Origin of the sequence: Microbulbifer sp. TYP-18, assembly GCF_040932045.1 — a bacterium.
GTDB lineage: Bacteria > Pseudomonadota > Gammaproteobacteria > Pseudomonadales > Cellvibrionaceae > Microbulbifer.
On the sequence record NZ_JBFRBC010000002.1, the window covers coordinates 381,132 to 396,127 of the forward strand.

The 14,996-nt window shown below is 57.4% G+C and carries 14 protein-coding genes; 3 read left to right on the plus strand and 11 right to left on the minus strand.

Going from position 1 to position 14,996, the window contains the following annotated elements:
- Positions 1-61: 61 nt before the first annotated feature.
- From ABVT36_RS03745 to ABVT36_RS03765, 5 genes are read right to left on the minus strand one after another with little or no spacing between them, the layout of a single operon-like run.
- Positions 62-1,345 carry a sensor histidine kinase gene (locus ABVT36_RS03745; protein WP_368455330.1) on the minus strand — a complete coding sequence of 428 codons (1,284 nt, stop codon included), beginning with the start codon at positions 1,343-1,345 and terminating at the stop codon, positions 62-64.
- Positions 1,342-2,076: a response regulator transcription factor gene (locus tag ABVT36_RS03750; RefSeq protein ID WP_368455331.1), complete on the minus strand. Its 735-nt coding sequence runs from the start codon at positions 2,074-2,076 to the stop codon at positions 1,342-1,344. Before ABVT36_RS03750 ends, ABVT36_RS03745 begins: the two co-directional genes overlap by 4 nt.
- The gene (locus ABVT36_RS03755) at positions 2,066-3,544 is read right to left on the minus strand and encodes an ArnT family glycosyltransferase (protein ID WP_368455332.1); all 1,479 of its coding nucleotides are present in this window, start codon (positions 3,542-3,544) and stop codon (positions 2,066-2,068) included. Before ABVT36_RS03755 ends, ABVT36_RS03750 begins: the two co-directional genes overlap by 11 nt.
- Positions 3,528-4,556, minus strand: coding sequence for a glycosyltransferase family 2 protein (locus tag ABVT36_RS03760; protein ID WP_368455333.1), 1,029 nt, complete (start codon positions 4,554-4,556; stop codon positions 3,528-3,530). The genes ABVT36_RS03755 and ABVT36_RS03760 overlap by 17 nt, the downstream gene beginning before the upstream one ends.
- Positions 4,540-4,980, minus strand: coding sequence for a GtrA family protein (locus ABVT36_RS03765; RefSeq protein ID WP_368455334.1), 441 nt, complete (start codon positions 4,978-4,980; stop codon positions 4,540-4,542). Before ABVT36_RS03765 ends, ABVT36_RS03760 begins: the two co-directional genes overlap by 17 nt.
- A gap of 581 nt (positions 4,981-5,561) precedes the next feature.
- On the opposite strand from ABVT36_RS03765, the gene ABVT36_RS03770 reads away from it, so the two are divergent.
- Entirely contained in the window at positions 5,562-7,112 is a 1,551-nt protein-coding gene (locus ABVT36_RS03770) for a S8 family serine peptidase (RefSeq protein ID WP_368455335.1), read from the plus strand.
- A gap of 174 nt (positions 7,113-7,286) precedes the next feature.
- Positions 7,287-8,087, plus strand: coding sequence for a DUF2884 family protein (locus ABVT36_RS03775; protein WP_368455336.1), 801 nt, complete (start codon positions 7,287-7,289; stop codon positions 8,085-8,087).
- Positions 8,088-8,282: 195 nt separating this feature from the next.
- On the opposite strand, the gene ABVT36_RS03780 is transcribed toward ABVT36_RS03775, so the two are convergent.
- The 6 genes from ABVT36_RS03780 to hutI form a co-directional block, all read right to left on the minus strand.
- Complete coding sequence (locus ABVT36_RS03780; protein ID WP_368455337.1) at positions 8,283-9,989, minus strand: phytoene desaturase family protein; 1,707 nt, start codon at positions 9,987-9,989, stop codon at positions 8,283-8,285.
- Positions 9,990-10,165: 176 nt separating this feature from the next.
- Entirely contained in the window at positions 10,166-10,432 is a 267-nt protein-coding gene (locus ABVT36_RS03785) for a superinfection immunity protein (RefSeq protein ID WP_368455338.1), read from the minus strand.
- Between the two features lie 89 nt (positions 10,433-10,521).
- Positions 10,522-11,112, minus strand: a complete 591-nt coding sequence (locus tag ABVT36_RS03790) for a hypothetical protein (RefSeq protein WP_368455339.1) — start codon at positions 11,110-11,112, stop codon at positions 10,522-10,524.
- Positions 11,113-11,114: 2 nt separating this feature from the next.
- Positions 11,115-11,615 (minus strand): RNA polymerase sigma factor, encoded by a 501-nt coding sequence (locus ABVT36_RS03795; protein WP_368455340.1) that lies wholly within the window; start codon positions 11,613-11,615, stop codon positions 11,115-11,117.
- A 216-nt stretch (positions 11,616-11,831) separates the two neighbouring features.
- Entirely contained in the window at positions 11,832-12,821 is a 990-nt protein-coding gene (hutG, locus tag ABVT36_RS03800) for a formimidoylglutamase (protein ID WP_368455341.1), read from the minus strand.
- Positions 12,805-14,034, minus strand: coding sequence for an imidazolonepropionase (gene hutI / locus ABVT36_RS03805; protein WP_368455343.1), 1,230 nt, complete (start codon positions 14,032-14,034; stop codon positions 12,805-12,807). The genes hutG and hutI overlap by 17 nt, the downstream gene beginning before the upstream one ends.
- Positions 14,035-14,239: 205 nt before the next feature.
- On the opposite strand from hutI, the gene hutC reads away from it, so the two are divergent.
- Positions 14,240-14,983, plus strand: a complete 744-nt coding sequence (hutC, locus tag ABVT36_RS03810) for a histidine utilization repressor (RefSeq protein ID WP_368455344.1) — start codon at positions 14,240-14,242, stop codon at positions 14,981-14,983.
- Positions 14,984-14,996: the final 13 nt, after the last annotated feature.

The window sequence follows — 14,996 nt, forward strand, 5'->3', positions numbered from 1 at the left end:
TTGAAACAGGCAGGATGCCTTTTTCAACAACCTGCTAGAGTAGGCGACGTCCTTCCATGGCTTATTCCTGTAGGGGTCTATTCATATGAATGACAAAGCGTGTACCCCTTTTCGATGACTGGGCAATTTCCAGTTGCCAGTTCAGGCGCTCGCAGATCAACTGAACGATCAGAAGCCCAAAACTACTTTCCTGTAAGCCCCCCGATTCCTTGTAGCTGGAGCTTGTCACCTTGCTGACGATAGGTGGTGGAAGGCCGCCGCCAAAGTCATTGATGTGAATTTGCTCCTCGTCCAGATGTATCTCCACCTTGGAGGGGGTATGAACCAGGGCATTCTTGATCAGATTGCGCAGCAGCATACGCACCAATACGGGATTTGTATAAATCCGGGGGACAGAAGCTTCTGAAATAATTTCTGCCCGATTGGCAAAACTGCGATTACTGCTGCCCAAGTCTGCTACCACCTCCTCGGCCAGCCTTGGCACATTCACCTGAGTCAGGTTTTCATCATCCGCCTTTCCGCGCGCCAACTGCAACAGCATCTCCGTATCCTGCTGCATGGTCCTGGTCGCATTACCAATTCTGGACAGGGTTTTTTGGTCCTTTTCCGTAAGATCGCGGCGCTGCTCCAGAATCTCCAGCGCGCCGCTGATAACTGCCAGAGGAGTACGCAATTCATGACTTGCCAGCTTGACAAAAGCTTTTTCCCGCTTGATATGAAATTCTAGTTCCGACAGAAACAAATTGAAGGATTCCGCAATCCTTACAAACTCTATATCACGGTAATCTCTCTTGAGCCGTTGCATTGAAACCCCCGGCTTTACAACGCGAATATCTCTGGAGAGTTTTTCCAGGGGCTTTATTAATAGGCGCGCACTTCCTTTTGAAACGAAAAACCCCGCCACCAGCATAATAGCAGCGAATAAAACCAGAAAAGCTTCGACGATGAATTCGCGCCTCTCCATACTGGTAAAATCTTTAGCCAGATATAGCTTTCCGGAGGGAGTATTAACTTGTTCAACAGTGATCAGAAAGGTTTTTCCATCAATTTTCACTTCATCAAAAGACGGCGCCTCCCTACCTCTGAATAATTCCGGAAGGCGGGCATCGCTTCCATCTTGGGGCAAGAAGAATGCTTCCAAATCAGCCGTTTTCCAATGCTGGAATTTATTCCCCTCTATATTTGCCTTGAAAAAATCTGCATTCGCCTGCAACTCAAAATTTAAAGCCCTGCTTTCCACATCCTCAAAGAATAATTCCACCGCCAGTACGCATATAAGCACCGTAATCGCAACCATTAAATATATGGTTTTCAGAAGACGGGTGTAGAGTGCGCTTTGCCTCATTTGGCCGCACTCTTCTTCTCTATAGTTATCAATTGATAGCCACGCCCGTGCACGGTTTTTATCAAGCCGACGTCAAAATTGCTCTGCAATATCTTTCTCAGGGCATAGATATGTGTGCGCAAGCTGTGCCCTTCATGCTCGCTGCCATCCTCTCCCCAAATAGCCTCATGCATGACTTCATGGCTGATAATCTTCGGATAGGCACCTATCAGCAATTCAAAAATTTTGGCGGGAATACCTGTCAACTGGACACTTTTTCCATATAGCTCAACGGTCAAGGTTTCCGGATCAAAAGAGACACTTCCCGCCCTGAGCCCCGACTCTTTTAGTATGCTCCGCCGATACAAAGCTTCTATACGCAACTGTAATTCCCTCAGCTCAAACGGCTTTACCAGGTAATCATCAGCACCGCAGGAAAATCCCTTCTCTTTGTCCGCCAGAGAACCCAATGCTGTGGTAAGAATAATGGGCACTTTACATTTCAGGTCCGCGCGGATTCTGCGGCATAATTCAAATCCATTTACACCCGGCAACATCAGATCAAGAACGACCACATCATAGGAATGGGTGGCCAACAAGTGCAGTGCGGTAAGGCCGTCCGGAGAAAAATCCAGCACATAGCGCTCTTCTCCCAAAAACTCAAATAGATTTTCAGCCAAATCGATTTGGTCTTCCACGATCAGAAGGCGGATTTTAGTTCCGCAATCCCTTATTTCAGTACTATTCGGCACTACTCAAACTCTCAGAATCAGGGGTCGAGCGGTCAATGGAAATCAGTTCATATCTGCGATTTTTGAACTCGCGGATACCGGTATCCGCAAGCATTGCAGACCTTTCGTCACTTAGCCGCCCGCGGGGAATTGCAATAAAATACTCATCATAGCTGCCGCTTTTCAACATCGCTGTCAATTGCGCATAAGTTACTGACTGAGCGGTTCCGCGAGAGTAAAAACGCGCGGAAAATGGCAAGTCTCCCAAATAGAGCAAAAGGCTGTGCCCGGCATCACTGCGCTGATTATAGTGGCCAACCAGACTCTTTTCACTCTTCAATCTGTAATCACCCAGGCCATATGCCAGTGTGACGGATAGCAACAGAAGCGGCGACACCAGCGCCAGGCTGTTGCGGAGGCGTCTGCCACATGGCGACCTGCTGTACCGTGTAATCTGCGCGGCTATCAGCACTGCGCTAAATGGCAATGACGGCAGCACATAGGTCCACAATAGATTGCTGGCGAGGCTAAAAAACAGCAGCGGCCCCAGGGCACAAGCCAACACAAAAACCAGCTTCTTGTCCCGCCAAAATTCCCGATCGAATAGATTGCCACTTTTCGAGCCGGCAGAGACCCTCAGGAGTATCGACAAAATTCCCCAGGGAAAACTGGCCCACAGCCAGAATACCCATATCATGCCTTTGGGCTGCAGGTGGGCATTACCATAGAGGTCACCAGACCAGCCGGGATCTATAAAGCGAAGGATATGTTCACCCAACAGGAAGTAGTGCAGAAACCCGGGTGTCTTGATTTCCGCCCATAAATACCAGGGCAGCACGAGCACCAGTGTCAACAGCGTTCCCGCCCGCCAGGGCAGAATGGCCAGCTCTCGCAAACGACAAAGACCAAACAGTATCCATAGGGTTATGGGTATGGCCACCAGCACCACTGCCAATGGCCCTTTGGCCAGCAGTCCAATTGCCAGCCCCAGAAAAAACAACCAGCCCCAGATGCTGCCGGCTTTCTGTATCGCCAGATAGAATCCAGCCAGGGACAGGGTGGTGCCCAAAGCGAAATAGGCATCAGTCATCACTGCCCCGGCACTGACATAGGGCAGCGCCATGCTGGCAAAGATCACAACAGCCCAGCGGGCTGTGTTCACGCCCCGATACTCCCGCGCGAGGTGCCAGACAAGAAGTGCCATAGCACCGGTAACCAGCAGGGAGGGAAGGCGAAGGGAGAATTCACTTAATCCAAGTGCTTTTATGGCAGCGGCCTGGGCCCAGAACGAAAGTGGCGGTTTACCCCAAAACGGGACTCCCGGCTCGAACCAGGGGGTGATCCAGTCGCCCGTCTCGGCCATCAGGCGGGCGATTTCCCCATACCTCGCTTCGGTCGTATCCACGAATGGCAATACTGCCATAGCGGCCAGGCGACTGATCGCGACGGCCCCCAGAACCAGGAACCAGTAATTAGACCACTTTGACATGCTGCACCGGTTCCCTGTGTTGGACTTTCGCCGTTTTACCTGCCGATGGGCTGGCAATAATTTCCTCGGCCAGATAGACGGGTCTCTGCTTTGTCTCCATATAGGTCTTGCCGACATATTCCCCAACAAGGCCGATGCTGAACAGCTGCACGCCACCCAGGAAGGTGACAATGGCCAGCAGCGACGGATAGCCGGCGGCGGCGTCGCCGATCAACAGGGTTTTGGCCACAATCCAGATGCCGAACAATGCCCCGGTGGCAGCGGCCAGGAGTCCCACTCCCGCCGCCCATCTCAATGGCGAGATGGAAAAGGAGGTCAATCCCTCCAGGGCCAGCCCCAAAAGACCCCAAAAGCTCCATTTGGTTGTCCCGGCAGCACGGGGCGCCCGATCGTAGTGAATCACTTTGGTGGGCATGCCGACCCAGGCAAACAGGCCCTTCATATAACGGTTGCGCTCCTTCAGCGATAGCAGCGCATTGACTGAACGGCGGCTCATCAAGCGAAAATCCCCCGTATCCACCGGAATCTCGGTACGACTGGTCCGGTTGAGCAAGCGGTAAAATAAATGCGCACTCAGCCGTTTCAACAGCGTTTCGCCGACCCGCGAATGGCGTTGCATAAGCACCACATCGGTGCCTGACAACCAGGTATCCACCATAACCGGTATATATTCCGGGGGGTCCTGCAGATCGGCATCCATAATCACCACGGCATTCCCGCGGGCATGTTCCAGCCCCGCAGTCACTGCGGCCTCCTTGCCAAAGTTCCGGCTGAGTTTAATCAGCTTTTGTTCGCTATGCTTATGCAGGGCCCGCTTGAGATATTCCGCGCTGTCGTCCTCACTGCCATCATCGACGAATATCAGTTCTACCCTGAGTGGCAGCGCCTTTACGATGGGCAGGACCTGCTGGAAAAATACCGGCAGCATGGCGCTTTCGTTAAACACGGGCACTACGATCGACAGCAACAAATCCTGGTACCGATCGGGTAGGGGATTAAGATAATTTGTCATTGAATACCAACCTTTTATAAACGACAAAATTCATGGCGGCCACCATTGCAGTGGTGACAAGCTGCGCGGCGATAACGGTAACCTGCATAATCTGATTCAACAGGATGAAAAAGGACAGATTGGCGCCCCATGCCAACGCACAGGACAGGAGATAGCGGGAAAAGGCCTGCCGGTGACTGCCGGCGTTGGGAAAAGCCAGCTGGCGTTGCAAGCCATAATTAGCCACGGCGCCGGACGCAGATCCGACGAAAGTGGCAATGGCGGGCTGGCCGGTGAGAGAGACAACCAGAGCCATTACGACCCAGTGGACGCCGGTTGCCAGTCCACCGGCAGCGAGAAAGCCAGTGAAGGGAACACGAAGGCGACACAGTAATGGCCAGGCCCACCCGGAGCTTTCGGCCTGTTCGACATCCGGACACATCATCAATGATCTACAGCGATTTGGGTGTCGCTATTCTATTGAGTCTTGTGTCAGTGTCTTGTGGGGTTTTTGTCAAAATACTGTCAAACAAGAAATATTTGGCAGCTTTCCAGCCAGGGGGTAAATGGCCGTCTTTGTATGCCGGGATTGGAAATAGCGTCTCGACTCAAGCTGACGGTCAAGTGTTTTTTGGTCACATTGATTTTTGGAATTTCTGCAGAGGCGGGCACAAGCCCAACACACCGGTCTGAATTGACATTTCGGCTTTTGGATATTTTATTAAAGGCCGGGATTTTGTCACTGCGGGACAGGCCCAATAAAGCATTTCCTACGATAAAAACAGAGTTTTCGCCACCTCAGTTTGCGGATATTTTTAACCGTTACGTCAATTTTTTTGCATTCAAATTGCCAACTTGTTCACACCGTCGACATTTTTTCATTGGCTGCTATTGTGAAACTGCTACGGTTCGCTCTCTTCTACCAACCGCGCGGACCAGGCTACCACTTGTTACGGCTACGGTGATTTGGTCGGGGCGCTGGCAGTAAGAATATTAAAAAAAAACAGCCCACTGCGGAGAGTATTTATGAGAAAAACGATGTCCATGTTCGCGGCCAGTGCGGTCGCGCTTGCAGTTTCCTCCTACGCCAGCGCCGACGACCAGCGCTACATCATCAAATTCAAAGCCGGCAAAGGTGCCGCAGTAAAAGCGCAAATGCGACAGGCCGGCGGCCGGTCCGCACTGGCACTGGACAAGCGCAACGCCATGGCGGCCTACCTGCCGCAACAGGCACTGCGGGCAATGGCGAACAACCCCAACGTGGAATATGTTGAGCCGGATGTGAAACGCTATCCCATGGCACAGGAAGTCCCTTTCGGTATTCCCATGGTGCAGGCGGATCAGGTAAGCGATATGGCCGCGGGCAACCGCACTGTCTGTATCATCGACTCCGGTTACGATATTGCCCACGAGGATCTGTCGGGCAATGCAGTGACCGGCACCAATGACTCTGGCACCGGCAACTGGTACGAGGACCAGCTTGGTCACGGCACTCACGTAGCCGGCACCATTGCCGCCATCAATAACGGTACCGGTGTTGTGGGCGTGCTGCCCAACGGCAATATCAACCTGCATATCGTCAAAGTCTTCAATCCAGATGGTTGGGGCTACTCTTCCTCACTGGTGGCAGCAGCGGACACCTGCGTCACCAATGGCGCCGAGGTGCTGAATATGAGCCTGGGTGGTGAGCGCAAGTCCCGCACCGAGGAGCGGGCCTTTGGCGACCTGTACAGCCAGGGCGTACTCTCCATAGCCGCCGCCGGCAACGACGGCAACACCCGCCACTCCTACCCGGCCTCCTACGACTCCGTCGTATCCGTGGCGGCCATCGACAGCGACAAGAACATCGCCGACTTCTCCCAGCAGACAGACCAGGTTGAATTGTCGGCCCCCGGAGTGGCCGTTTTGTCCTCTGTTCCGGTGGGCAGCGGCACCGATGCATCCCTGTCAGTTTCCGGCAACGCTGTAGCGGCCCTGGGTATGGAAGGCAGTCCCCACGGCTCCGCCAGCGGCGCTCTGGTGGATTGCGGTCTGGGTGACACTGCTTGCACAGCGGCAGCGGGTGAAGTCTGCCTTATATCCCGCGGCGACATTTCCTTTGCTGAAAAGGTACAGGCCTGTGAAGCCGGCGGCGGTATCGGCGCCATCATCTACAACAACGAAGCGGGCCCCCTGTCAGGCACCCTGGGTGAAACTGTCACCGGCATTCCCTCGGTGGGCATTTCCGATACCGACGGCGCAGCACTGCTGGCACAGCTGGGCAGCTCCGCCACTGTATCTGTGGAAGCCAGCGACTACGGCTATAACAATGGCACCTCCATGGCCACGCCACATGTGGCCGGTGTCGCGGCGCTGGTCTGGAGCCACTATCCGTCCTGTGCTCCGGGTGAAATCCGCGCTGCCCTGGACGCTACGGCGGAAGACCTGGGCGCCGCCGGTCGGGACAACGCCTATGGCTATGGTCTGGTCCAGGCCAAGGCTGCGTTTGACTATCTGGCCGCCAACGCCTGTAGCGGCTCTAACCCCGGTGGCGGTAGTGGAGGCGGTGGCAATGGAGGCGGTAAGCCAAACCGCTGATACCCATAACCACTGTAACAGGATGGGAAAGGGGCCTCTGGCCCCTTTTTTTGCACCCTCCGGATTGTCCGGGGGTTCGTGTTCAGTTACCTAAAAAATAATTCCCCGCGGCGCATCCATTTCTCAATTGAGCGCGTCCTAATGCCAACCGATAAAAACCTTGGTATTAGCTCTATGTGGAAACCCCTCACCAACTTCGGCCTGGTGTCCTGCTTTGCGGTCGCCGGCAGCTGTGCCTGGGCACACAACATTGATTTGTCCATTGACGACGACGTCCAATGCTCCGCGGAGCTACGCCATTCGGTGAGTGTCGGCCCCGGTTTTATCGAAGCCAGGGCCGCGGCAGATGACCACGACACCCTGTTCCATTACGCCGCCCCGGACCAGCTGCTGGTGGATGGCCGGAAGGTCGCCCTGAACAGCGCTCAGCAACGGCTGCTCAGGCAGTACCAGCAGCAGCTGCATCAGGCCGGCCGCGAGTTGACCCTGGTGTCGCTGGAAGCGGTGGAACTGGCCCTCGACGGTGTCTCCGTTGCACTGGCCGCGCTCGGAGCGGATCACCCGGATACCCTCGATATGAAACAGGCCGCGGACGCTTTGCGCCAGCGGGTAGAGGACCACCTGAACCAAAACGGTGAGGTGTATACCCTTGACCACTCGGAAACGGACACCTTCATCGCGCAAATGGTCGACGAGGAACTGGAGCCCCAGGTGGAGCGGCTTGCGCGAAAGTCCGCCAGCGCCATCGCCTGGCACACTCTAAAAGCGGTATTTACCGGTGGCGGCAGTATTGATGCCAAAGCTGAACAGATGGCAGAGGAAATCGGACACAAAGTGGAACGGCGGGCCGAGCGGCTTGAGCAGAGGGTGGAGGCACTTTGCAGTCAGATAGCGGTGATCGACAGCACCGAGCAAAAGCTACAGTCCGCAATCCCGGCGCTGGCCCCCTACGACCTGGTAAAACTCGACGTCTGACCCGCTGCGAATATTGACCCCCTAACTCGGCCGCCCCCAGCGGCCTTTTTTTCATTCTCAAACCTACCTGCCCCTCACTGCACCGTCATAGGTCCCCGCTGGACCTGTCCCATCACCGGGGTTCGCTACCAGCGGCACCCCACGACACCTGCCCCAGGCAAAATCAGCCTTTCCCGCACCAGGGGCTCTCTGGAGTCAGGGGGAGCGGGAAACGGAGCCCGGCCCCGGGTCCGTTTCTTTCACCGTTGCAGAAGCGGAATCGGCGAAGACTTGTTTCAGTAGTGACCGCCCCCGGCGCAGACCCAGGATACTCTGCGCGGTAACCATACCGGCCACCATGGCCCCCGCCACACCGCAGCTCATAATATCCTGGCCAGTGAGAAAGAGACCTTTGATACGGGTTTTTGGCCGCAGCCAGGTCTGCTTGAAACGATCGGGATCGTGGTCCAGGCCGTAGATTTCCCCCTTCCCGTAACTGCAGAAATAGCGTGTGGACAAGGGGGTGGAGAGTTCGTAGTAATCGATCTGCCCGCGCAGCTGGGGGAAGTGCCGGTACAAATACTCCAGCAGGCGCTGGCTGTAGTCCTCCTTGAGGGCCTCGTAGTCCGCCCCGCGCTTGCCCCAGGGCTGCTCCTGCCACTGGGCAAACCATTCATAGGGCCCCGGGGCGACGATTTCGATGGTCGCGCGGCCGGGATAGCGCCGGGCAAAACTGGGGTCCTTGGCCGAGGGGAAAGACAGGTAGACCAGCGGGATTTCGGCGTTGGGGTCCTCGAGGAACTTCTGCACATTGCCGCTGTAGTCAGCGCCCGGATACAGCCAGTAGTTGGTTTTCGGCAAGCCCAGTTCTTCAGCGGTTTTCTGCAAGCCGATGTACAGACACAGATGCGCCATGGACGGGCGCACCTTGGTGAGCTGGCTGCGATAACCGCTATGTTCTGCCGCGCTTGCGGGCAGCAGCCGGGCAAAGGTATTGAATACACCGGCGCTGGAGATTACCAGCGGTGCGCGGATCTCGGTGCCGTCGGCCATGCGCACACCGACGGCACGGTGGCCGTCGAGCAAAATAGTCTCAACCTCTGCATAAGTAAACACTTCACCGCCGCTGGCCTGAACCCGCGGAATAATGGTCTCGGCCACTTTGCTGGCCCCGCCCACTGGATAGTAGCCACCGTACAGATAGTGTTTGACGATCAAAGCATGGACCATGAAGCTGCCGACATCCGGGGTCATGCCGTAGTCACCCCACTGGCCGGCGAGCGCGGCAATCAGCGTTTCGTTGTCGGTCAGTTCCCTTAGCACCTCATAGGTGGTTTTGTGCAGATAGGGCGGCAGGCTCCACTTTTTGATCAGCGACAACAGGGGACCGCACCAGAGCGGCAGCAGTTTTTCCATGGTCACCAGCGGCATGGCCCGGCCCACCGCAGAAACCCGCTTGAGATATTCGCGCAGTGCCCGCTCCTCGCCGGGAAAGCGCTCCAGGAAACCGGAGATAAATGCCTCCGGCCCGGCGCGCAGATCGAACTGCTGGTCACCGAGAAAGATCCGGTCGTAGGTCCGATCCATCGGTGCCCACTTCAACTGGCCATCCGAGAGAAAGTCGAACAGCTTGCGGACCATGGTGGGATGTTCACCCACGTCACCAATATAGTGAATACCCACGTCCCACTCGTAACCGTTGCGATCATAGGCGTGGGTGAAGCCCCCGGCGGTATAGTGCTGCTCCAGCACTAGTACCTTGCGACCCACGGCACTGAGCAGGGCCGCCGTTGTGAGCCCGCCAATGCCGGAGCCGATGACGATGGCATCGTAGGGGGGATCGAGTCGGGTGGCGCGGTAGCGCCGTCCAATACGCAAGCGGCTGGGCTTTGGGGCCTGGGAAGCCGGTTTCGAAGCAGCCATGGGCAGCGCCCTATTGTTATCTTGATTTTCCAACCATAGCCGCTACCCAACCAATATGCAACTAGTTGCATATTGGTTGCAGTATTTCAGCGCTCTCTTCCAGCGGCTTGCGATTTCAATTATTAGCCCGGTAACTAAATAACTTGCCGGCGTATAGCGATTGCCGCTTTTGGCGTTTATGGTTCTTCGGCGATTTTTTTCTGTGTCAAACGACCCGTCGCCGCCCAGGCCAGCAGGCCGAACCAGACCACCCAGGAGGCGATGGCGGGGATATTGGCAATGAATATCTTGCCCAAATGGCGGCGGTTACAGAAGAGTGCCACGATTGCCGGCAGAAACCACACCACCAGAAAAAACAGTGTGAACATCAGCACCTGCACCCAATTCATTTGGCGGAAGGCCTCGGTAAACGCCGCCAGAGTTTGATCAAAATCCGTAAACATTAGGTTTCTCCTGCAAATTAAAAAATCTGAATATTCAAAAAATAATCGAGTTTTATCTGTTCTGTCGCGGTTGGGTTTTTTCCTTAAAATTATTCTTCCTGGCTGTGTTGAATCTGTTCAAACACAAGTGTTTCCCGCCGGATGCGGGCGCTTGCCAGCCAGCTCCAGGCGCCGAGAATTCCAGCGATCACACCGATAGTAAGCGGCGCCCGCCAGGAGAAAAGATTAAACAGGGGGTCGAGCCAGCCGAAGGCCGCCAGCAGTTGCCAAAGGGCAAAAATAGCCAGTTCGGTGGCAAAGAGAATCCAGGCGAACCGAATGGCGGCGCGCTTGCGCTGCAGCCGTTCGCGTGCCAGTGCCAGATATGCCTGGGTGGACTCCTCCAACGGGTGCCAGATACCGCGCCGGTTGCCAATGGAAAAGCGCAGGGCCCAGGCCACCAGGCCCACCAGAATCAGGCTCCAGGCCAGGTTGCTGAGGGTCATACCCTGTCCCAGGCTATAGAGTGCGTAGACCGCCAGCAGCGCCGCCATACACCACTCCAGGCCGGCGAAGATACGCAGTCGCAGGGCCTGGCGCTTAACCAGCTTGCACAATTCTTCCGGCACCGGCAGTGCAACCGGCTGCTGCTGCCAGAGCGCTTCCAGTTGTCGCCAGTGACCGTTGTTCCCATCAGCCATATCTACTCTTCCCTTGTCAGGCGTGCGCTCAGTCGCTGGCGCGCGCGATTCAGCCTTACCGCCACATTGGATTCCGAAACCCCCAGTACCTCGGCAATTTCCTCGTAACTCAAACCTTCCAGGCGCAGACTCAGTGTCTGGCGCAAACCCAGCGGCAGTTTTTGCACAGCGGCCAGCAGGCTTTGCGCATCCCGCAGAGCGGCATACTGTTGCGCCGGCCCCGGCGTCGGGTCCTCCGGCTCTTCGGCGTCCTGCAGCGCATCACCCGGCGGGCGGCGACGCACCAGCGCGGAGACACTGCGGTTGTGGGCGATGCGGTAGACAAAGGTTTTCAGGCTCGCCTCGCCGCGGAATGCGGGCAGGGCCCGCCATACTGCCAGCCAGATCTCCTGGGTGAGATCCTCGCGCTCGCCGATGCCGCGCGCATAGGTCGCTGCGACGCGGGACACGCCCCCACTGTGCTCGGCCAGCAGCTGCTGAAAAAGTTGGTCGCGTGATTCCACTTCACCCCCTGTTGTTACCTCTACAGTACCTGGGCGGTGAAAAAACTTACGAAAATTTTTCCAGTGGAAATTACCCGGACCTTTTTCTCTTTGTCTTTGGTAGGAAGTGAGCCAGCAGATTCCAGGCGCACAGGCCCTTCCCGTTAACCGGTGACTTATGGAGTCGCCGGGTTAAGGGTGGGCGGCTGTTTCGAACCGGCGGGTACGGGCCGCAAATCAAGCTGGCTGGTCGTGGAGGCTTTTTGAACAGGCCTTAGGCATTACACCGTTGGCGATCTGGAAGCCGATACGCGCAGCGGTACGCGCGGCGTGATCCTCGATATCGAAGTAGGGATTGAATTCAGCCATGTCTGCCAGGCAGACCTTGCCGGAGTTCAGCACCCTATCCAGCATGGGTTCAAACAATTCCAGCGGTACCCCCCTGCTGGCGGGGGCGCTCACTGCCGGCATCACCGCTGCCGGAAATACGTCCAGGCACACAGTGAGATAGACCAGGTCCACCGCATCGATAAATGCGGCGATCCTTTCCAGCGTCACATCCAGGTTCCAGGCGGTGATCTCCCGGTCGCGGATCACCTGCGCGCCCAGTTCCGCGGCACGGCGATACAGGGCATCGGTATTGGCATTGTCCGCCGCACCCAGGCACAGATAGTTGAAAGGTTTGCCGGCGAGTTTGCACTCCTCGGCAATTTGATAAAAAGGCGTTCCCGAACTGCCGGCCGGTGACGGAATACGCAGGTCCAGGTGGGCATCAAAATTGATGATGCCGAGGCTTTTATCCCGGTGCAGTTCACGCATCCAGCGGGCAATTCCCTGATAGCTCCCGAAGGCGATTTCGTGACCGCCCCCCAGTACCAGGGGAAAGTGGCCTCCGTCGAGCAGTTCCGCAACCCGCGCCCCCAACAGTGCCTGAGCCGATTCGAGGTCCGCCTGTTCCACCCGCACATTGCCCGCGTCGTACAGGGGCCGGTCGAAAGTGGCCGGCAGGTTGGCCATCGCCAGGCGCAAAATACGCGGACCCTTGGCGGCACCGATACGCCCCTGGTTGCGGCGCACCCCCTCATCGCTGGCAAAACCCAGCACCGCCAGTCCCGGAGCACTGTCCAGTTGCAGGGGGGTAATGCGCTGGTGCCAGCGCTCGCCCGCCCTGCCGTCCTCAGCATCAGTGCGGCCGCTCCACAGGCGCATATCAGCCAGCTGTAACATCCCGGCCTCCAAAAAAAATCTGTGCGGGTTGCAGTGCGCCTATTTCGTAGGCCAACTGGTCCGGGGTATCCATAGGCCAGAGCACCATGTCGGCGCGCAACCCGGGCCGCAAAGCGCCGCGGGAACAACACATTCCCAGGGCGCGGGCCGCACTGCGGGTGACGCCGGCCAGAGCTTCGGCGGGGGTGAGCCCAAACAGATTGCAGCCCATATTCATCATCAGCCTCAGCGACGCTATGGGACAACTACCGGGGTTGAGATCCGTGGACAGTGCCATGCAGACACCGGCCGCACGCAGCGTCTCCACCGGCGGCCTCTGGGTTTCGCGCAATGTGTAGTAAGCGCCCGGCAGCAACACCGCCACTGTGCCGCTGGCGGCCATGGCCGCTATATCCTCGTCGCTAATATACTCTACATGGTCCACCGATAGGGCGCTGGCCCCGGCAGCCATGGCAGTGGCGCCGGACCGGGACAGCTGCTCAGCGTGCACCTTGACGGGCAGATCCAACCCCCGTGCACAGTCGATGACCCGCTGGCACTGCCGCACGGAGAAAGCGATGGATTCACAGAACATATCCACCGCGTCGGCCAGTTGTTCGCGGGCCACTGCCGGCAGTATCTCTTCGCACACCAGATCTATGTACTCATCTGCGCGGCCTTCGTACTCCGGCGGCAACGCATGGGCAGCGAGGCAGGTGGTGGTAATTGCCACCGGGTAGTGCTGGGAGAGCCGCCGCGCGGTGCGCAGCTGTTTTAATTCTGTGTCCAGGTCGAGCCCGTAGCCGGATTTGATTTCCACCGTGGTCACACCCTCGGCCAGCAGGGCGCGCAGGCGCGGCTCGGCGGCGCGGTAGAGCTGCTCGGCGCTGGCGGCGCGAGTAGCGCGCACCGTGGATAAAATTCCGCCACCGGATAGTGCCACCTCTGTGTAGCTCTCACCGCCGAGGCGCCGGGCGAACTCGGACGCTCGGTGACCGCCGTACACCAGGTGGGTGTGACAATCGATGAGTCCGGGGGTAAGCCAACCACCCTCGCCGTCGATGTTGTGGTCTGCGGCACAGTGGGGCAGCTCTCTGCGCGGCCCCAGCCATACGATCCTGTCGCCGGTGATGGCGACCGCCGCATCCTCCACAGCGCCATAGGCGCCACTGACAGAGGGGTCCATGGTGGCGGCGTGCACATTGGTAATCAACAGGTCACAGCGTTCTGTCATAGAAGGCTCACGGTGCGTTTTCCTCTTATTTTAACCCCGGTCTACAGGCGGCCCCGGGTGCGGGCCCCGGCGAAGGTCGGCGCCAGAGGTGAACCTTGCCACGCCTGGGGTCCAGTGACCACCTTGACAGACCGGGGTCGCCGATTCATAGTTGATCTTGTATATACAAGCATATACAAGACGAGGCCGCACTCTACCTGAGTTTATGAATACTGCAACAGAACCTTCAGCAGATGTGCCATCGGTGCCGGGGCAGCCCCGCTACCTTGCCATCAAGCGCCATGTGCGCTGTCGCATTGAGTCCGGCGACTGGCCGATACACTTTCAGGTGCCGTCGGAAAACCAGTTGGCACAGGAGTTTGGTGTCAGCCGCATGACCGCGCGCCGCGCCCTGAGTGAACTGACCGATGAGGGTGTGTTACAGCGGACACAGGGGCTGGGCACCTTCGTCGCCGAGCCGGTGCCCGCCGGCTCGCTGCTGGAAGTGCGCAATATCGCCGACGAAATCTCGGCCCGCGGCCACAGATACAGCAGCCGGGTTCTGGTTTTGGAGGCACAGTGCGCTACCGCTGAAGTGGCCCTGGCACTGTCTCTGGGGGAGGGTGCACGCACCTTTCACTCAATCATAGTGCACAGGGACAACGGCCTGCCGGTCCAGTGGGAGGAGCGCTACACCAATCCGGCGCTTGCCCCGGAATATCTGCGTCAGGACTTTTCCAGCAGCACGCCGAACGCCTATCTGTCCCGGGTAGCACCGCTGACCGAGGCGGACACCACGGTAGAGGCGATAGCTGCCGACGGCCCGGTTGCGCAGGCACTGCAAATAGAGGCCGGCAGCGCCTGCCTGCAGATCTGGCGCCGCACTAAAAGCAGCTCGGGCACAGTGAGCTTTGCCCGTTTGATACACCCCGGCAACCGCTACCGTCTGGGTGCACTACTGCGGTTTTAACCTACAAAAAAAC